Origin of the sequence: Citrobacter enshiensis (assembly GCF_029338175.1) — a bacterium.
GTDB lineage: Bacteria > Pseudomonadota > Gammaproteobacteria > Enterobacterales > Enterobacteriaceae > Citrobacter_D > Citrobacter_D enshiensis.
The window spans coordinates 4,884,508-4,903,438 of record NZ_CP119862.1 but is presented as its reverse complement, the minus strand read 5'-3'; the positions used below and the strand labels follow the sequence as shown (position 1 = coordinate 4,903,438).

7 protein-coding genes and 15 pseudogenes are annotated in these 18,931 nt (G+C 51.6%); all 22 read right to left on the bottom strand.

What is annotated here, in order from left to right; translation table 11 throughout:
- Positions 1-4: 4 nt before the first annotated feature.
- The 22 genes and pseudogenes from P2W74_RS23340 to asnC all read right to left on the bottom strand — a co-directional run bounded on the left by P2W74_RS23340 (position 5) and on the right by asnC (position 18,889).
- Positions 5-151, bottom strand: coding sequence for a hypothetical protein (locus P2W74_RS23340; protein ID WP_276293404.1), 147 nt, complete (start codon positions 149-151; stop codon positions 5-7).
- Between the two features lie 135 nt (positions 152-286).
- A pseudogene (gene pstA / locus P2W74_RS23335) lies at positions 287-1,177 on the bottom strand (phosphate ABC transporter permease PstA).
- A pseudogene (gene pstC / locus P2W74_RS23330) lies at positions 1,177-2,137 on the bottom strand (phosphate ABC transporter permease PstC). The pseudogenes pstA and pstC overlap by 1 nt, the downstream one beginning before the upstream one ends.
- Before the next feature lie 144 nt (positions 2,138-2,281).
- A pseudogene (pstS, locus tag P2W74_RS23325) lies at positions 2,282-3,324 on the bottom strand (phosphate ABC transporter substrate-binding protein PstS).
- A gap of 313 nt (positions 3,325-3,637) precedes the next feature.
- Positions 3,638-5,472: pseudogene (glmS, locus tag P2W74_RS23320) on the bottom strand (glutamine--fructose-6-phosphate transaminase (isomerizing)).
- A gap of 199 nt (positions 5,473-5,671) precedes the next feature.
- Positions 5,672-7,037 (bottom strand): annotated as a pseudogene (glmU, locus tag P2W74_RS23315) (bifunctional UDP-N-acetylglucosamine diphosphorylase/glucosamine-1-phosphate N-acetyltransferase GlmU).
- Between the two features lie 330 nt (positions 7,038-7,367).
- On the bottom strand, positions 7,368-7,787 hold the full coding sequence (locus P2W74_RS23310) for a F0F1 ATP synthase subunit epsilon (RefSeq protein WP_276293403.1): 420 nt from the start codon (positions 7,785-7,787) through the stop codon (positions 7,368-7,370).
- Positions 7,788-7,807: 20 nt separating this feature from the next.
- Positions 7,808-9,189: pseudogene (gene atpD / locus P2W74_RS23305) on the bottom strand (F0F1 ATP synthase subunit beta).
- A 26-nt stretch (positions 9,190-9,215) separates the two neighbouring features.
- Positions 9,216-10,080, bottom strand: a pseudogene (gene atpG / locus P2W74_RS23300) (F0F1 ATP synthase subunit gamma).
- A 50-nt stretch (positions 10,081-10,130) separates the two neighbouring features.
- Positions 10,131-11,681: pseudogene (atpA, locus tag P2W74_RS23295) on the bottom strand (F0F1 ATP synthase subunit alpha).
- Between the two features lie 12 nt (positions 11,682-11,693).
- Entirely contained in the window at positions 11,694-12,227 is a 534-nt protein-coding gene (gene atpH / locus P2W74_RS23290) for a F0F1 ATP synthase subunit delta (RefSeq protein ID WP_276295266.1), read from the bottom strand.
- A gap of 36 nt (positions 12,228-12,263) precedes the next feature.
- Positions 12,264-12,717 (bottom strand): annotated as a pseudogene (atpF, locus tag P2W74_RS23285) (F0F1 ATP synthase subunit B); the annotation flags it as partial.
- Between the two features lie 59 nt (positions 12,718-12,776).
- Positions 12,777-13,016: a F0F1 ATP synthase subunit C gene (gene atpE / locus P2W74_RS23280; protein WP_003023794.1), complete on the bottom strand. Its 240-nt coding sequence runs from the start codon at positions 13,014-13,016 to the stop codon at positions 12,777-12,779.
- A 46-nt stretch (positions 13,017-13,062) separates the two neighbouring features.
- A pseudogene (gene atpB, locus P2W74_RS23275) lies at positions 13,063-13,881 on the bottom strand (F0F1 ATP synthase subunit A).
- An 8-nt stretch (positions 13,882-13,889) separates the two neighbouring features.
- A pseudogene (gene atpI / locus P2W74_RS23270) lies at positions 13,890-14,271 on the bottom strand (F0F1 ATP synthase subunit I).
- A 618-nt stretch (positions 14,272-14,889) separates the two neighbouring features.
- Positions 14,890-15,519 (bottom strand): annotated as a pseudogene (gene rsmG, locus P2W74_RS23265) (16S rRNA (guanine(527)-N(7))-methyltransferase RsmG).
- A gap of 216 nt (positions 15,520-15,735) precedes the next feature.
- Positions 15,736-16,146 (bottom strand): annotated as a pseudogene (gene gidA / locus P2W74_RS23775) (tRNA uridine-5-carboxymethylaminomethyl(34) synthesis enzyme MnmG); the annotation flags it as partial.
- Complete coding sequence (locus tag P2W74_RS23770) at positions 16,139-16,798, bottom strand: FAD-dependent oxidoreductase (RefSeq protein WP_412767212.1); 660 nt, start codon at positions 16,796-16,798, stop codon at positions 16,139-16,141. The pseudogene gidA and the gene P2W74_RS23770, both read right to left, overlap by 8 nt.
- Positions 16,758-17,384, bottom strand: a complete 627-nt coding sequence (locus P2W74_RS23765; RefSeq protein ID WP_412767211.1) for an FAD-dependent oxidoreductase — start codon at positions 17,382-17,384, stop codon at positions 16,758-16,760. Before P2W74_RS23765 ends, P2W74_RS23770 begins: the two co-directional genes overlap by 41 nt.
- On the bottom strand, positions 17,272-17,517 hold the full coding sequence (locus tag P2W74_RS23760) for an FAD-dependent oxidoreductase (protein ID WP_412767210.1): 246 nt from the start codon (positions 17,515-17,517) through the stop codon (positions 17,272-17,274). Before P2W74_RS23760 ends, P2W74_RS23765 begins: the two co-directional genes overlap by 113 nt.
- Before the next feature lie 374 nt (positions 17,518-17,891).
- A pseudogene (mioC, locus tag P2W74_RS23255) lies at positions 17,892-18,340 on the bottom strand (FMN-binding protein MioC).
- A gap of 87 nt (positions 18,341-18,427) precedes the next feature.
- A pseudogene (gene asnC / locus P2W74_RS23250) lies at positions 18,428-18,889 on the bottom strand (transcriptional regulator AsnC).
- Positions 18,890-18,931: the final 42 nt, after the last annotated feature.

Below are 18,931 nucleotides of genomic sequence, written 5' to 3'. Positions count from 1 at the left end.
GGATTTACCACAGCCAGACGGGACCGATGAATGCCGTGACCTGGTTCTTCGCGATATCCAGGTTGATGTTCTTCAGGGCATGGAATTTGCCATAGTAGAAGTTCAAATCACGAACCTGAATCTTACCTGAGGCTGTCTCAACCATACTCATTTCAATCTTTTCCTCATTCGACGCCGCATTCGCCGCGCCGCAAAAATTAACCGTATTTCATGCCTGATGGCGCTTCGCTTATCAGACCAGGAGTAATTCGGATAAGGCTTTCACACCGCCATCCGGCAATATGCTTTAACCGTGTTTATTCTTCGCAAAAATGACGCGCGCCAGAATATTCAGCAGCAGAACGCACAGGGTGATAATCAACACCCCAGCCCAGGCCAGTTGCTGCCATTCAGCAAATGGACTCATCGCAAATTTAAAGATGGTCACCGGCAAGTTGGCGATCGGCTGCATCATGTCGGTGCTCCAGAACTGGTTCGAGAGCGCGGTAAACAACAGCGGGGCGGTTTCACCCGCGATACGCGCAATCGCCAGCAGGATACCGGTCATGATGCCGGAGACTGACGCCTTCAGGGTAATCGCCGAGATCATCTTCCACTTTGGCGTACCCAGCGCATAAGCCGCTTCACGCAGGCTATCCGGCACCAGTTTCAACATGTTCTCTGTGGTTCGAATGACGATAGGCACCTGCAGCAACGCCAGTGCAATCACGCCTGCCCAGCCGGAGAGATTGTTCCATCTGCGCAACCACAATGGTGTAGACGAACAGACCGACCACAATCGACGGCGCAGAAAGCAGAATGTCGTTGATGAAGCGAATAACTTCAGACAGCCAGGATTTGCGGCCATATTCCGCCAGATAAATCCCCGCCATAATGCCCAGTGGCGTACCCAATACGGTCGCCCACAGAATGAGTAAACCACTACCGGCCAGGGCGTTTGCCAGACCGCCACCCGCTGTATTAGGCGGCGGCGTCATTTCGGTAAACAGCGCCAGAGACATTCCGTCGATACCGCGTACCACGGTAGAGAACAGGATCCAAATGAGCAGAACAGCCCGAACGCCATTGTCGCCATAGAGAGCGTCAGCGCGATGCGGTTTTTCATGCGACGACGCGCCTGCATTTTGCGGCGGGATTCCGCCAGTGCTGCAGTAGATTGCATCTCGATCGTAGCCATTAACGTGCCCCCTCGTTCTTAGCAAGGCGCATGATCATAAATTTAGACGCTGCCAGGACGATAAAGGTGATGACGAACAGGATCAGACCCAGTTCCATCAGCGCGGGCAACGTGCAGACCAGATTCCGCTTCGGCAAACTCGTTCGCCAGCGCAGAGGTAATACTGTTGCCCGGCATATACAGCGAGGCGCTGTCGAGCTGGTAGGTGTTACCGATGATAAAGGTCACGGCCATGGTTTCGCCCAGCGCACGACCTAAGCCCAGCATAATGCCGCCGATGACACCATTTTTGGTGAACGGCAGAACGATACGCCAGATAACTTCCCAGGTAGTGCAGCCAATACCGTAGGCCGACTCTTTCATCATCACCGGAGTCTGTTCGAATACATCACGCATTACCGCCGCAATGTAGGGGATGATCATGATGGCGAGGATCACGCCAGCGGCTAAAATACCGATACCAAAAGCCGGACCTGAGAACAGTGCGCCAACAAACGGAATGTTGGAAAGGACGTTCCCTACCGGCTCCTGAAACCAGGTCGCAAACAGCGGGGCAAAAATAAACAACCCCCACATGCCATAAACGATACTCGGAATAGCGGCCAGCAGTTCAATCGCGATCCCCAGCGGGCGTCTCAGCCAGTTTGGCGCCAGTTCCGTTAAAAATAAGGCAATGCCGAAGCTTACCGGAACGGCGATCAGCAATGCGATAAAAGAGGTCACCAGCGTGCCATAAATGGGGACCAGCGCACCGTAGATATCGTTTGGCGCGTCCCACTCTTTGGTCCACAGGAATGAAAAGCCAAACTTCTGGATACTTGGCCAGGAGGAGATGATCAGAGAGACAATAATGCCACCCAGCATCAACAGCACAAGCAGCGCAGCCAGTTTTACCAGCGCGCTGAATATCATGTCACCCTTTTTACCCGGTGGGTTAAAAGCAGGCTTAGTTGCAGCCATAAATTACTCTTTCCGTTGAACGCGTTTACGAAGTTGCCCAAGCCGGATGGCGCTACGCTTATCCGGCCTACCTATCGGGCCTACAGTCTGAACCGTAGGGCGGATAAGCGTAGCGCCATCCGCCAATTCGTCAAAGATATTCTGTTAATACAGCGCTTTACCGCTGCCGTCTTTCACGTTGGTTTTCCATGCAGCGCGAACCTGCTCAACCACGCTGTCTGGGCAGGCTGGCATAATCCAGGTCGTTAGCCTGTTTGCCGCCATTTTTGTATGCCCAGTCGAAGAATTTCAGCACTTCAGCGCCCTGCTCGGGTTTTTTCTGCACTTTATGCACGAGGATGAAGGTCGTGGAGGTGATTGGCCACGCTTCTTCACCTTTCTGGTTGGTCAGGTCCTGCGCGAACGATTTGCTCCAGTCAGCGCCTTTTGCCGCGTTGGCGAAGTTCTCTTCTGTCGGGCTTACCGGCTTACCATTGGCGGAGATCAGTTTGGTGTAGGCCAGGCTGTTCTGCTTGGCATACGCGTATTCAACGTAACCAATGGAACCCGGCAGACGCTGTACGAACGCAGCGATACCGTCGTTGCCTTTACCACCCAGACCGGTCGGCCAGTTTACTGTCGAGCCGGAACCGACTTTCGATTTCCACTCTTCGTTCACTTTCGCCAGATAGCTGGTAAAGACGAAGGAAGTACCGGAGCCATCAGCACGACGCACAACGGCAATATTCTGGGAAGGCAGTTTCAGACCTGGGTTCAGTTTGGTGATGGCTTCATCGTCCCACTTTTTGATTTTGCCGAGGTAGATGTCACCGAGTGTTTTACCATCCAACACCAGCTCACCAGACTTTAGACCAGGGATATTCACCGCCAGCACCACACCACCGATCACGGTCGGGAACTGAACAGATCTTCCTGAGCCAGTTTTTCATCAGACAGCGGGGCATCAGATGGCGCCGAAATCAACCCGTATTTGCAGTAATTTGTTTAACACCACCGGAGGAGCCGATACCCTGGTAATTGACTTTATTACCCGTTTCTTTCTGATAGGTATCTGCCCATTTGGCATACACTGGCGCAGGGAAAGTTGCACCCGCACCTGTCAGGCTTGCCGCTGCGTTTACAGCGAAAGCGCTCATGGATAAGGTCGCGGCGACAACAGTTGCGACAGTGGTACGCATAACTTTCATAATGTCTCCTGCAAGATTCGTAAATCATTGTTAAGTGGCTACGATAAGCAAAATAGGACAAACAGGTGACAGTTAAATGTACGAAATATGACAGTTTTATGACAGCGAAAGAAATGGTGTTCATTTTCTAAAAAACATCATAAATAAACAATACGTTACGTGTTTTTATGGCACTAATATTTCGCGGAAATTTTCTTTTTATGACACTGAAACAGTAGCTGAATATGACGCTTTGTCACATAAAAACGGAGGGGGAATTGTTCAAAAAAAACGGGGATAAAAAATGCCCCGCTTTCGCAGGGCATTACACAGATTATTCAACCGTAACCGATTTTGCCAGGTTACGCGGCTGATCCACGTCGGTGCCTTTGATCAGCGCGACGTGATACGCCAGCAATTGCAGCGGTACCGTGTAGAAGATTGGCGCAATGGCCTCTTCCACATGCGGCATTTCAATAATGTGCATGTTATCGCTGCTGGTGAATCCGGCATCCTGATCGGCGAAGACATACAGCTGACCACCGCGCGCTGCGAACTTCCTCAATGTTGGATTTCAGTTTTTCCAACAGTTCGTTGTTCGGAGCCACCACAATAACCGGCATGTCTGCATCAATCAGCGCCAGCGGGCCATGCTTCAGTTCACCTGCGGCATAGGCTTCTGCGTGAATATACGAGATCTCTTTCAGTTTCAGCGCGCCTTCCAGCGCAATCGGATACTGATCGCCACGACCCAGGAACAGCGCGTGGTGTTTGTCAGAGAAGTCTTCAGCAAGCGCTTCAATGCGTTTTATCCTGAGACAGCATCTGCTCAATACGGCTCGGCAGTGCCTGCAGGCCGTGAACGATGTCATGCTCAATAGAGGCATCCAGACCTTTCAGACGCGCCAGTTTCGCCACCAGCATCAGCAGAACGGTCAACTGAGTGGTAAACGCTTTCGTGAGGCAACACCGATTTCGGTACCGGCATTGGTCATCATCGCCAGGTCAGATTCACGAACCAGGGAAGATCCCTGCACGTTACAATCGCCAGGGGAACCCAGATAACCCAGCTCTTTCGATAAGCGCAGACCGGCCAGCGTATCTGCCGTTTCGCCCAGACTGCGAAAGGGTGATCATCAGGCTATTGCGACGCACGGCTGATTTGCGATAGCGGAATTCAGACGCGATTTCCACGTCACACGGGATCCCAGCCAGAGATTCAAACCAATAGCGGGATACCATACCGGAGTTGTAGGAAGTACCGCAGGCGATAATCTGATGTGCTCAACCTGAGCCAACAGTTCGTTTGCCTTCGGACCCAGCTCGCTCAGATCCACTTCACCGTGAGTAATACGGCCAGTCAGGGGTGTTTTTGATCGCGTTAGGCTGTTCGTAGATCTCTTTCTGCATGTAGTGGCGATAAATACCTTTATCACCAGCGTCGTACTTCAGATTGGATTCGATATCCTGACGTTTCACTTCCGCGCCCGTTTTATCGAAAAATAGAGACGGAACGACGGGTCACTTCCGCAATATCGCCTTCTTCCAGGAAGATGAAGCGACGGGTGACAGGCAGCAGCGCCAGCTGATCGGAAGCGATAAAGTTCTCCCCCATACCCAGACCAATTACCAGCGGGCTACCAGAGCGCGCCGCCAGCAAAGTATCTGGTTTACGGGTATCCATGATCACAGTACCGTACGCGCCGCGCAGTTGCGGGATCGTACGCAGCACCGCTTCACGCAGCGTGCCGCCTTGTTCCAGTTCCCAGTGCACCAGGTGAGCAATCACTTCGGTGTCGGTTTCAGAAACAAACGTATAACCACGCGCTTTCAGTTCTTCACGCAGCGGTTTCATGGTTTTCGATGATGCCGTTATGCACCACCACAATGTGCTCAGAAACATGCGGATGCGCATTTGCTTCTGAAGGTTCGCCGTGAGTTGCCCAACGGGTATGAGCTATCCCCGTACCGCCGTGCAACGCGTGTTCTTCCGCTGCCTGTGCCAGCATCTGAACTTTACCGAGGCGACGCAGACGGGTCATGTGCCCTTCGTTGTCGACCACAGCCAGACCTGCAGAGTCATAGCCGCGGTATTCCAGACGGACGTAAACCTTCGAGAAGAATTTCTGCTACATCACGTTGCGCGATAGCGCCAACAATTCCACACATAGTTTTTAATTCCGATTTTGGCAGTATGCCAGTCGTTGTCGGTCAACCTGTATGCCCGTATTTTCGGGCGCCCCGAGCCTTGTAGAGAGTGGGTTATTTTTATAAGTACTGCTTTTTGGGCGGGGGATTATGTTATCCCCTCAACCCTGTTTGCCGGAGGGCAGCGTAAACGCGTTGCCCCGGCCTACAAAATTTGAATTTACTTCTTCTTCACCGACGCTTCCAGCCCTGTTTATGGACCTGAGGTACACGGCTTATCACCAGTTCGTTATCAGCAACGTCACGGGTAACGTAGTACCCGCCGCGATTGTCACACCTTACCCACCGTCACTGGCGCCACAGTTGGGTATCAGAGCCGACAAACACATCATCGCCATAATGGTTTTAAACTTGTTCGCGCCATCGTAGTTACAGGTGATCGTTCCTGCACCAATGTTCACGTTATCGCCAATTTCAGCATCACCCAGGTAGCTCAGATGACCGGCTTTCGAGCCTTTACCCAGACGCGCTTTTTTCATCTCGACAAAGTTACCGACGTGCGCGCCTTCCAGCAGTTCTGCGCCAGGGCGCAGACGCGCGAACGGGGCCGATGGTGCAGGCCGTTGCCAGATGTGCATCTTCCACTACGCTGTACGGGCTGATTTCACAATCGTCGCCAATCACACTGTTTTTGATAACGCAGCCCGCGCCAATCTTCACGCGATGACCGAGCGTAACGTTGCCTTCGATGATAACGTTAGTATCAATTTCGACATCTCGCCCGTGCGTTAACGTACCGCGCAGATCAAAACGCGAAGGATCACGCAGCATAACGCCCGCCAGCAGCAGCTTTCAGCCTGCTCAGACTGGTAAACGCGCTCCAGACGGGAGAGTTGCAGGCGGTTGTTCACAACCTTCCACTTCGCTGAGTCTGTCAGGGTGAACGGCTGCGATTTCGCGACCTTCCTGGTATGCCAGCGCAATAATATCGGTGATGTAATACTCACCCTGGGCATTGTTATTGGTCAGTTTTGACAGCCAACGTTTCATGTCTGCGCCGTTGGCAATCAGGATGCCGGTATTAATTTCCTGGATCTGACGTTGCTCGTCGCTCGCATCTTTGTGTTCAACAATGCCGGTGACCTTACCGTTCTCACGCGTAATACGGCCATAGCCGGTTGGATCATCCAGCTTCACCGTCAGCAAACCAATGCCGCCCTGCGGTTTTGCATCACGCAGGCGCTGCAATGTGTCGATCGAAATCAGCGGTACGTCGCCATAGAGCATCAAAATGTCTTCGTCGTCGCCAAAGAATGGCGCAGCCTGCTGCATTGCATGACCTGTACCCAACTGCTCGGCCTGCAGAACCCAATTCAGGTTGTCTTCTTTCAGTGTCTGCTTAGCAGATCGCCACCGTGCCCATAGACCAGATGAACGTGAGATGCGCCGACTTCATTAGCTGCATCAATGACATGCTGAACCATCGCTTTTCCCGCGAGAGTATGTAGCACTTTAGGAAGATCGGAATACATGCGTGTGCCTTTACCTGCGGCAAGGATCACTACGCTCATAGCACTGTTCAACATACGCATCCTGACTGTGATAAGAGAACGAATTTTATACCGTTTCACATTGAAAATACTACATTTTTTTCGCCAGTGAAATGGGGTGTAGATAAAATGCTCACCAGGGGGTTCTCCCCACTTGATAATGAGACATTTTCGTCCATCGTCGCGCCTTTTGTCTTCTGAAAAAGTAAGACATACCTCTCATTAATGCCTTAGGCTGATGTTTTTGCTCTTTTTTTGATCCATGAATAAAGGAGAAGAAAGGGCTTAAAAAGAGGGAAACCGAAGAAAAGGCAAAAAAAAAACCAGCCTGAATTCAGACTGGTTTTTATGCTTTTCAAGCCGGTGTTACATCGCTTTTTTGGTCAACTCGATAACGCGCAGTTTCGCGATCGCTTTGGCCAGTTCCGCAGATGCCTGAGCGTAATCCACGTCACCATGAGAGCTCCTAATGTGCTCTTCAGCCTTACGTTTCGCTTCCAGGGCTCTCGCTTCATCGAGATCCTGCCCGCGAATCGCGGTATCAGCCAGTACGGTCACGTTGCCAGGCTGCACTTCAAGAATGCCGCCGGACAGTAGATAAATCTCTTCATGACCGAACTGTTTAACGATGCGGATCATACCAGGCTTAATGGCGGTGAGCAGCGGGGCGTGGCCCGGGTAAATACCCAGTTCACCTTCACTACCCGTTACCTGGATTTTTTCGACCAGACCAGAGAACATTTGTTGCTCTGCGCTGACGACGTCCAGGTGGTAAGTCATTGCCATATCACCCTCCGATTAAGGCGTTAAAGTTTTTTGGCTTTCTCGACAGCTTCTTCGATGGTGCCAACCATATAGAACGCCTGCTCTGGCAGGTGATCGTATTCGCCATCCATGATGCCTTTAAAGCCACGGATAGTATCTTTCAGCGATACGAATTTACCTGGAGAACCGGTAAAGACTTCAGCAACGAAGAATGGCTGGGACAGGAAGCGCTGAATTTTACGCGCACGTGCTACCACCAGTTTGTCTTCTTCGGACAGTTCGTCCATACCCAGGATCGCGATGATGTCTTTCAGTTCCTGGTAACGCTGCAGGATGGACTGAACGCCACGCGCGGTGTCGTAGTGTTCCTGACCAACCACCAGCGGGTCCAGCTGACGGCTGGTGGAGTCCAGCGGGTCAACGGCCGGGTAGATACCGAGAGACGCGATCTGACGGCTCAGTACCACGGTTGCATCTAAGTGAGCAAAGGTGGTGGCTGGTGACGGGTCAGTCAAGTCATCCGCAGGTACGTATACCGCCTGAACGGAGGTGATAGAACCGGTTTTGGTGGAGGTGATACGTTCCTGCAGAACACCCATCTCTTCCGCCAGGGTCGGCTGATAACCTACCGCTGAAGGCATACGGCCCAGCAGTGCGGATACTTCAGTACCGGCCAGGGTATAACGATAGATGTTATCAACGAACAGCAGAACGTCACGACCTTCGTCACGGAACTTCTCAGCCATGGTCAGGCCGGTCAGCGCAACGCGCAGACGGTTTCCCGGTGGCTCGTTCATCTGGCCATAAACCAGGGATACTTTATCCAGAACGTTGGAGTCAGTCATTTCGTGGTAGAAGTCGTTACCCTCACGAGTACGTTCACCCACGCCTGCAAACACGGAATAACCGGAGTGCTCGATCGCGATGTTACGGATCAGCTCCATCATGTTTACGGTTTTACCTACACCCGCACCACCGAACAGACCGACTTTACCGCCTTTCGCAACGGGCAGATCAGGTCCATTACTTTGATACCGGTTTCCAGCAGTTCCTGAGAGCTGGACAGCTCTTCATAAGAAGGTGCTGCGCGGTGAATCGCCCAACGTTCTTCTTCGCCGATGTCGCCTTTCATGTCGATCGGCTGACCCAGGACGTTCATGATACGACCCAGGGTTGCTTTACCTACCGGGACTTCGATCGGGTGTTCGAGGTCTTTAACTTCCAGACCACGACGCAGACCGTCGGAAGAACCCATGGCGATAGTACGTACGATACCACCACCGAGCTGCTGCTGAACTTCCAGCACCAGGCTCTCATTACCATTCATAACCTCAAGAGCATCGTACACGCGCGGTACGGCATCCTGAGGGAATTCGACGTCAACCACGGCGCCGATTACCTGGACAATTTTTCCAGTAGCCATCTTGAATCCTCTACGAATTAACCTGGTTATACCGCGGATGCACCACCGACGATCTCGGTGAGTTCCTGAGTAATGCTGGCCTGACGAGCTTTGTTGTATACCAACTGCAGCTCTTTAATCAGGCTGCCGCCATTGTCGTCGCGGCTTTCATCGCCACCATACGTGCGGCCTGCTCGCTGGCCAGGTTTTCTACCACACCCTGATAAACCTGAGATTCAACGTAACGACGCAGCAGGGTATCCAGCAGCGGTTTCGGGTCGGGTTCATACAGGTAATCCCAGGCTTTTTGTTTTAACTCTTCATCTTCCGATGCCGGTAATGGCAGCAGTTGAGTGAGAGTAGGCACCTGAGACATGGTGTTAATAAATTTGTTGCTGACAACGTACAGTCTGTCCAGACGGCCTTCATCATAGGCCTGCAGCATCACTTTAACCGGACCGATCAGTTCGGACAGGGAAGGGTTATCCCCCATACCGGTTACCTGAGCAACCACATTACCGCCAACGGAGCTAAAGAAAGACACGCCCTTAGAGCCGATCATTGCGAGTTCGCACTGAACGCCTTTTTCGGACCATGCTTTCATATCTGCCAGCAGTTTTTTTGAACAGGTTAGTGTTCAAGCCGCCACACAGACCACGATCGGTCGACACCACCAGGTAGCCCACACGTTTAACGTCGCGTTCTTCCAGGTAAGGGTGCTTATATTCCAGATTACCGTTCGCAAGGTGACCAATCACTTTGCGCATGGTCTCTGCATAAGGACGGGCTGGCCGCCATGCGCTCCTGCGATTTACGCATTTTGGAAGCGGCGACCATCTCCATCGCTTTAGTGATCTTCTGCGTGTTCTGGACGCTTGCGATCTTACTACGTATCTCTTTTGCGCCGGCCATGAGCTTCTCCTCAATGCCTTGCGGTCTGCCCTAAGACAGACCGCCAGACGTTACCAGGACTGGGTTGCTTTGAAGGAATCGAGGATAGCTTTCAGCTTGCCTTCGATTTCATCGTTATAGCCACCGGACTGGTTAATCTCTTGCATCAGCGGAGCGTGGTCACGGTCGACGTAAGCCAGCAGAGCAGCTTCGAAACTACCGATTTTCGCCAGTTCCACATCTTCGAGGTAACCGCGTTCAGCCGCAAACAGCACCACACCCTGTTGTGCAACAGACATTGGGGCATACTGTTTCTGCTTCAGCAGTTCAGTTACTTTCTGACCCATGGCTCAGCTGCTTACGCGTAGCGTCATCCAGGTCGGAAGCGAACTGAGAGAACGCAGCCAGTTCACGATACTGTGCCAGTGCGGTACGAATACCACCGGACAGTTTCTTGATGATCTTGGTCTGCGCATGCACCACCGACACGAGATACGGAGATACCCGGGTTAACCGCCGGACGAATACCGGAGTTAAACAGGTTGGTTTCCAGGAAGATTCTGACCATCGGTAATGGAGATTACGTTGGTCGGAACGAACGCAGAAACGTCAACCCGCCTGGGTTTCGATAATCGGCAGAGCGGTCAGGGAGCCGGTTTTACCCTTTAACTTCACCGTTGGTGAATTTCTCAACGTATTCCGCGTTAAACGCGGGATGCGCGCTCCAGCAGACGGGAGTGGAGGTAAAATACGTCGCCCGGGAATGCTTCACGTCCTGGCGGACGACGGAGCAACAGGGAAACCTGACGATAAGCAACAGCCTGTTTGGACAGGTCATCGTAAACGATCAGTGCATCTTCGCCGCGGTCACGGAAGTATTCGCCCATTGCGCAACCAGCATATGGCGCCAGGTATTGCAGAGCAGCGGATTCAGACGCGGTCGCCACAACAACGATGGTGTTGGACAGAGCATTATGCTCTTCCAGTTTACGCACCACGTTAGAAATGGTGGACGCTTTCTGGCCGATAGCCACGTACACACATTTGATGCCGGAATCGCGCTGGTTGATGATCGCATCGACTGCCCATCGCGGTTTTACCGGTCTGACGGTCACCGATGATCAATTCACGCTGACCACGACCGATTGGGATCATGGCATCAACGGATTTATAACCGGTCTGGACCGGGCTGATTCGACGGACTGACGTTCGATTACGCCCGGTGCGATAACTTCGATTGGCGAGAAGCCATCGTTATCAACCGGACCTTTACCGTCGATAGGGGAACCCAGAGTGTTCACCACACGACCCAGCAGGCCACGGCCGACCGGAACTTCCAGAATACGACCTGTACACTTAACCTTCATACCTTCGGCAAGGTCAGCGTACGGACCCATCACAACTGCACCTACGGAGTCGCGCTCCAGGTCAGTGCGATAGCGTAACGGTTACCCGGCAGGGGATATCATCTCACCCTGCATACAGTCGGCAAGGCCGTGAATGCGGATAACACCGTCACTTACAGAAACAATAGTACCTTCGTTGTGAGCTTCGCTCACAACACTGAACTGAGCAATGCGCTGCTTGATCAGTTCGCTGATTTCGGTGGAATTCAGTTGCATGCTCCAGTCCCCTTAAGACTGCAAGACGTCTGCAAGGCGTTCAAGACGGCCGCGTACGCTACCGTCAATGACCATATCACCCGCACGGATGATAACGCCTGCCATTACAGACTTATCGATTTTGCAATTCAGCTTAACTTTGCGTGACAGACGTTTTTCCATCGCAGCGCTGATCTTCGCAAGCTGTGCTTCACTCAGCGTGGTTGCAGAAGTGACTTCTACCTCAGAGGTAGACTCACTGGCTGCACGCAGATGAATATACTGCTCCAGAACATCCGGGAGCGCGTTCAGACGATTGTTTTCAGCCATCACCCTAATCAGGTTCTGTCCGTTTTCGTCCAACTGCTCACCGCAGACTGCGATAAACGACTCAGCGAGCGTTTCCGGCGCCAGCGCGCCAGAGAGAAGCTCTGCCATTTGTTCGTTCTTGGTTACCTCAGCGGCAAACGCCAGCATGTCCTGCCAACGTTCTACACCTTGGTGTTCGACGGCAAAGTCAAAAGCTGCTTTGGCGTAGGGGCGAGCTACCGTGATAAATTCAGACATCAGCCCTCCCTCCTTACAGTTCAGCGGACAAGTATTATCCACGATGTCGCTGTTAGCAGCTTCATCCACGGAACGTTCGATGATCTTCTCGGCGCCAGCAACAGCCAGGATAGCAACTTGCTTACGCCAGCTCTTCACGGGCACGTTTACCGCTCGGCGTCAATTTCCGCCCTGCGCCTGCGCCACGATTTTAGTACGTTCCTGTTCTGCTTCAGTTTTGGCTTCGTCCAGGATCTGAGAGCGGCGTTTGTTCGCCTGCTCAATGATAACCCTGAGCTTCCGCCTTCGCTTTTTTCAGCTGGTCGGTCGCGCTGGCCTTTGCAAGGTCAAGGTCCTTATGTGCTCGTTCTGCAGAAGCAAGACCGTCAGCAATTTCTTTTTGACGTTTTTCGATGGCAGCCATTAACGGCGGCCATACGTACTTCATGCAGAACAGAACGAACAGGACAAACGCGATGGCCTGGCCGAGGATTGTTGCGTTAAGATTCACAGCACAATGCCTCTATCTAGTTAACGTTCTGATATTGCTTTTAATTCAAGCAACGCTTACTACGCGACAGCGAACATCACGTACAGACCCAGACCTACAGCGATCATCGGGATAGCATCCACCAGACCCATAACGATAAAGAACTGAGTACGCAGCAGAGGAATCAGATCAGGCTGACGCGCCGCGCCTTCCAGGAATTTACCCCCGAGGATGCCGATACCGATCGCAGCACCGATCGCCGCCAGACCCATCATCACAGCGGCAGCGATGTACAGCAGATCCATATTCAGGTTTTCCATGACAGTCTCCAGTTTGTTTCAGTTAAAACGTAGTAGTGTTGGTAAATTAATGCTCTTCAGACGCCATCGACAGATAGACAATCGTCAGAACCATGAAGATGAAGGCTTGCAACGTAATGATTCAGTATGTGGAAAATGGCCCAGGGCACATTCAGGATCCACTGTGACCACCACGGCAACAGGCCAGCAATCAGAATGAAAATCAGCTCACCGGCATACATGTTGCCGAACAGTCGCAGACCGAGAGAAATCGGTTTGGACAGCAGGCTTACCCCTTCAAGGATTAAGTTGACAGGGATGAACGCCCAGTGATTGAACGGCTGCAGCGTCAGCTCTTTCGCGAAGCCGCCGAGGCCTTTCATTTTGATGCTGTAGAACAGAATGAGGATAAATACGCCCAGAGCCATAGACAGGGTGATGTTCACGTCAGCAGACGGAACCACACGCAGTGCAGGCAAGCCGAGAACATGCTCACCGATGTACGGCAGCAGGTCGATAGCAGGTAAATCCATCATGTTCATCAGGAACACCCAGACAAAAATCGTCAGGGCCAGCGGTGTGCGATCAGCTTGCTTTTACCATGGTACATGTCTTTCACGCTACCATGCACAAAGCCGATCACCAGCTCTATCGCGGTCTGAAATTTACCTGGTACGCCGCTGGTTGCCTTTTTCGCAACGCTACGGAACATAAGCAGGAACAACAGACCCAGCACCACCGAGAAGAAAATGGAGTCAATATTGAGCGTCCAGAAGGTGGCTGGGGGGTTATGCGGATCCACCAGCGAGAATGTACGCAGGTCCAACTGAAGGTTATTCAGATGGTGTCCTATGTAATCCTGCGGCGTCATATTTTCAGAAGCCATGATGCCTTTTACCCTTTGTTGTTAATTACAGCCGGCGCCAGTATCTGAACCACCAGCACCAAAACCCACGTAACGATCAGCGGTAAAAATACCGCCTTCAAAACCGCCAGCACCACCACCAGTAAAACCAGCATCGCTAACACCTTAAACGCTTCGCCGAAGGCGAACGACCAGGCCACTCGGCCTTTTGCTGGGTATCTGCGCCTGGTGACACCAGGCAAATATCATAAACAACATATTAGGCAGCAACACTGCCATCCCTCCACATATCGCGGAGATGCCCCAGAAGGGGTCTTTGAAGCTAAACAGCAATCCACTTGCCATTACAGCCAGTAGCTGAATGAACAGAAGCTTACGAGCAACGTTTCGACTCAAGAGCGACACAGACATCACGTTTTTACTCCTGCTCCATCGAGGTATGCCGCGTGTCGTATAAAACGTTCTTTAAGACCTGGAGTCAAGCATCAAAAAGCGGTCAAATTATACGGTGCGTCCTCGTGATTTCAAACAATAAGTAGCTAAAAGGTGAATAAATGTTTAAATATTTTTCTCTGTCCCGCATTTTTAACTTTTAGCCAAAGTGTGAACGATCGTACAAAACTGCAAATAGCGCGAAAACACTGGCGATAAAGCGTGCTTAAGATCACATATTGAGCATATTCCGCCCATGGCAGTATTTATTTACTTGGCAAATGGTGCCCTTTTCAACTTTTTGATATTTAAGAGTAAAGTCACTCACCATTTTAAAAACATCGAACTACAACATAAAAACCACCCATTGACATTTATAATAAAATTTTAACATCAAGGGGTGATTTGCAAACCCGATTTTTAGCAGACTGAATATTTCAATGTTGACTACTTTTGTCATTAACAAAAAAAGAGTCGTTGTCGAGATGAAAACAAATGGTGACACCATCGTTAAGTGTAACCAGTTATAACGACACGATACCCCACGATTTTTTAACTCGTGATATACCGTTTTTTTTCTATTTTTTTTGACAAATATTAAATTTTGTTTGCCTTAACGACGACAGGGCTGACGTTCACCCCTTCCAGCTGTGGAACCCGCAGTTTAACGACCGATTCCACACTAAAATTCAGCAGGCAACGAGGCGATTTCATCCTCTGGTAACAGCCCTTTCAGCGCGTAAAAGCGACCGTTTTCGCCCGGCAGATGATGGCAACCAACTGATCATATCATTGAGTGAGGCAAACGCACGGCTGATCACACCATCAAACGGCGGCTCGGAAGGAAACGCCTCAACACGGCTCTGAACGGGCGTGATGTTATCCAGTTTAAGCTCATGTTGAACCTGGCGCAGAAAACGCACGCGCTGCCCAAACTGTCCAGCAGGGTGAAATGCGACTCAGGGCGTACAATCGACAACGGAATTCCCGGCAGGCCCGGTCCTGTACCGACATCGATAAAACGCTGCCCTTGCAAATTACGGCGCGACACACAATGCTGTCCAGAATATGGCGAACCAGCATCTCACCGGGATCTCTGACAGAGGTCAGGTTATAAGCCTTGTTCCACTTGTTCAGCATATCAACATACGCGACCAACTGATTTTTCTGGTGATCGGTGAGCGAAATACCTGCTTGATCCAGCAGACGAGAGAGTTTGTTGAGCACGGTGATTACCTGTCTATAAAATTTGCCCGGTGGCGCTAGCACGTACCGGGCCTTACGAACCTGTAGAGCGGGTAAGCGAAGCGCCACCCGCCAAAGCTGCGCATTTACGCACTGCGGCGCAGCATGCCTTGTTTTTTCAGCCAGACCAGCAGAATGGAAAATCGCCGCAGGCGTAACGCCGGAGATGCGCGATGCCTGGCCAATTGAGACCGGTTTATGATCGTTCAACTTGGCGATAACTTCATTCGACAAACCAGAAACCTGACGGTAATCCAGCGTCGCGGGCAAAATTGTATTCTCGTTGCGCTGCTGTTTTTCAATCTCATCCTGTTGACGGGCGATGTACCCTTCGTACTTCACCTGAATCTCAACCTGCTCAGCAGCCTGAACATCGTCCAGAGACGGAGCAAACGGCGTCAGCGCGGTCAGTTGTTCATAGAGGTCATTTCAGGGCGGCGCAGCAGATCTTCACCACTCGCTTCACGCGAGAGCGGCGCGCTTAGGTGAGCATTCACTTCGCCCGCAGATTCGGGAGGATGGGGCCACCCAGGTTGATTTCAGACGCTGACGCTCACGTTCAATGTTTTCCAGCTTCTCATTGAAGCGAGCCCAACGCTCATCATCCACCAGGCCAGTTCACGGCCCATTTCGTCAGGCGGAGATCGGCGTTATCTTCACGCAGCATCAAACGGTATTCCGCGCGGGAGGTAAACATGCGGTACGGTTCTTTGGTACCCAGGGTGCACAGATCGTCCACCAATACCCCCAGATACGCCTGGGAACGCGCTGGCGCCCAGCCCTCTTTGTCCGCAGACAGACGGGCAGCATTCAAACCGGCCAGAAGACCCTGCGCAGCTGCTTCTTCGTAACCGGTCGTACCGTTGATTTGCCCGGCGAAGAACAGGCCGTGGATAAATTTGCTTTCCAGCGTTGGTTTCAGGTCACGCGGATCGAAGAAGTCATACTCGATAGCATAACCCGGGCGAACAATCTTCGCGTTTTCCATCCCCTGCATGGAGCGGACGATCTGCATCTGCACATCGAATGGCAGGCTGGTGGAAATACCGTTCGGGTAAATTTCGTTAGACGTCAGCCCTTCCGGCTCCAGGAAGATCTGGTGCTGGTTCCTGTCGGCAAAGCGCATCACTTTGTCTTCGATCGACGGGCAGTAACGTGGGCCGATCCCTTCGATCACGCCAGCATACATCGGGCTACGATCGAGGTTATTACGGATCACGTCATGGGTTTTCTCGTTGGTGTGGGTGACGTAGCACGGCATCTGGCGTGGATTGCTGAGACGCGTTGCCCAGGAATGAGAAGACCGGCAGCGGATTGTCGCTATTTTGCTGACCCAACACGCTGAAATCGATGGTGCGCGCATCGATACGTGGTGGTGTACCGGTTTTCAGACGACTCACACGCAAAGATAATTCACGCAGACGTCGGGAGAGCGGGATCGACGGCGGATCGCCAGCACGGCCACCGCTGTAGTTGTCCAGCCCGATATGAATTTTGCCATCCAGAAAGGTTCCGACGGTCAGTACAACGGCTTTCGCGCGGAATTTCAGACCCATTTGAGTCACGGCGCCAACAACACGATCGTTTTCGACAATCAGATCTTCAACCGCCTGCTGGAAGATCATCAGGTTCGGTTGGTTCTCCAGTGCGGTGCGCACTGCCTGACGGTAGAGCACGCGATCCGCCTGTGCCCGGGTTGCACGAACGGCAGGACCTTTGCTGGCGTTTAGTATCCTAAACTGAATGCCTGCATGGTCGATTGCTTTGGCCATCAGCCCACCGAGCGCATCCACTTCTTTTACCAGATGTCCCTTCCCAATACCGCCAATAGCCGGGTTGCAGCTCATTTGCCCCCAACGTGTCGATATTGTGTGTCAAAAGCAGGGTTTGTTGACCCATACGCGCTGCGGCCATAGCGGCCTCAGTGCCTGCATGACCCCCGCCAATGATGATGACGTCAAAAGGATCCGGATAAAACATGGTAATTGCCTCGCATTACGGCGGTGTGAAAATGGATTGAAGCCCGGGCCGTGGATTCTACTCACATTTGTCGGCTTGAGAAAGACCCGGGATCCTGGGTATTAAAAAGAAGATCTTTTTATTTAGAGATCTGTTTTATTGTGATCTCTTATTAAGGATCGCCAGTATCTGTGGATAACCAGGATCCGGCTATTAAGATCAATAAGTTGTTGAGGATCATTAGCTGTGAATGATCGGTGATCCTGGTCCGTATAAGCTGGGATCAGAATGAAGGGTTATACACAACTCAAAAACTGAACAAGAGTTATACTTTGGATAACTACGGGTTGATCCAAGCTTTTCACCATAGTTATCCACAGTTGATCGCACGATCTTTACACTATTTTGAGTAAATTAATCCAGGATCCCAGCCAAACCTCTGCCGGATCTTCCGGAATATCGTGTTCAAGGACGTTGATCTTGAGTGTCTCGCCGACCTGTTTTGCTCCAGAACGCTTCAGTTCTGCCTCTATTTTATCGATAGCACCACAGAAGGTGTCGTATTCGCGACTACCGATGCCAATTGCGCCGAAACGCACCTGGGACAGAGCGGTTTTTTGAGACTGGAGATCTTCATAGAAAGGAAGAAGGTTGTCCGGAATGTCTCCTGCGCCGTGCGTGGAGCTTATCACCAGCCAGATCCCGGAAGTGGGGAGATCCTCTACAGCGGTCCGTGTAGGGTTTCTGTTGAAAAACCCGCATCTTCCAGCTTTTCAGCCAGATGTTCTGCAACGTATTCGGCACCGCCAAGGGTGCTGCCGCTAATAAGAGTTATGTCTGCCATACGAGCCCATCCTAATAAGATGGGCTATTGTACGCTGTGAGCGAGCTGGGATCTACCTGTGGAAAAGCAGGGGATTTAAAAAAATGATCATGGACGGATAGTCCGCATGATCGGGTTCTGCAAAGAGATCAGCGTTTCAGTGGACTGAATTTCATCAATTGTTTGGATCTTGTTGATAAGTACCTTGCTGCAGTGCGTCGATCGAGCGGCACATGACCTTAATAAAGATACTGTTAGTGACCGGTGGTGTAATACGCCTCCGTCACTTCATCCAGACCTTTCCAGTTTGGCTAGTGCCGAAGGATAGTCTTTCGCACTTTTTAAAATAATGCCGATAAACAGCAGGACGTCGTATCCCAGCTGTTTCGGGCTGACGTCAATACGCGCTCCGGTAATGATCCCCGCTTGTTTCATTTTCTCTACGCGAACGTGAATTGTGCCAGGGCTGACGCCAAATTGTTTGGCCAGTTCAGCGTATGCCGTACGCGCATTTGCCATTAATGCCTCAAGGATGCCGCGGTCCAGATTGTCGATCTGATAATTTTCCATTGGTTTTTCTTATGTAGATTAGAGATTCACTCTATTTTAGCC

Excerpts from the sequence above, each read along its gene's own strand:
- P2W74_RS23340 (WP_276293404.1), bottom strand. The coding sequence starts at position 151 with ATGAGTATGGTTGAGACAGCCTCAGGTAAGATTCAGGTTCGTGATTTG.
- P2W74_RS23310 (WP_276293403.1), bottom strand. The coding sequence starts at position 7,787 with ATGGCAATGACTTACCACCTGGACGTCGTCAGCGCAGAGCAACAAATG.
- atpH (WP_276295266.1), bottom strand. The coding sequence starts at position 12,227 with ATGTCTGAATTTATCACGGTAGCTCGCCCCTACGCCAAAGCAGCTTTT.
- atpE (WP_003023794.1), bottom strand. The coding sequence starts at position 13,016 with ATGGAAAACCTGAATATGGATCTGCTGTACATCGCTGCCGCTGTGATG.
- P2W74_RS23770 (WP_412767212.1), bottom strand. The coding sequence starts at position 16,798 with ATGCCGTGCTACGTCACCCACACCAACGAGAAAACCCATGACGTGATC.
- P2W74_RS23765 (WP_412767211.1), bottom strand. The coding sequence starts at position 17,384 with ATGAGCTGCAACCCGGCTATTGGCGGTATTGGGAAGGGACATCTGGTA.
- P2W74_RS23760 (WP_412767210.1), bottom strand. The coding sequence starts at position 17,517 with ATGTTTTATCCGGATCCTTTTGACGTCATCATCATTGGCGGGGGTCAT.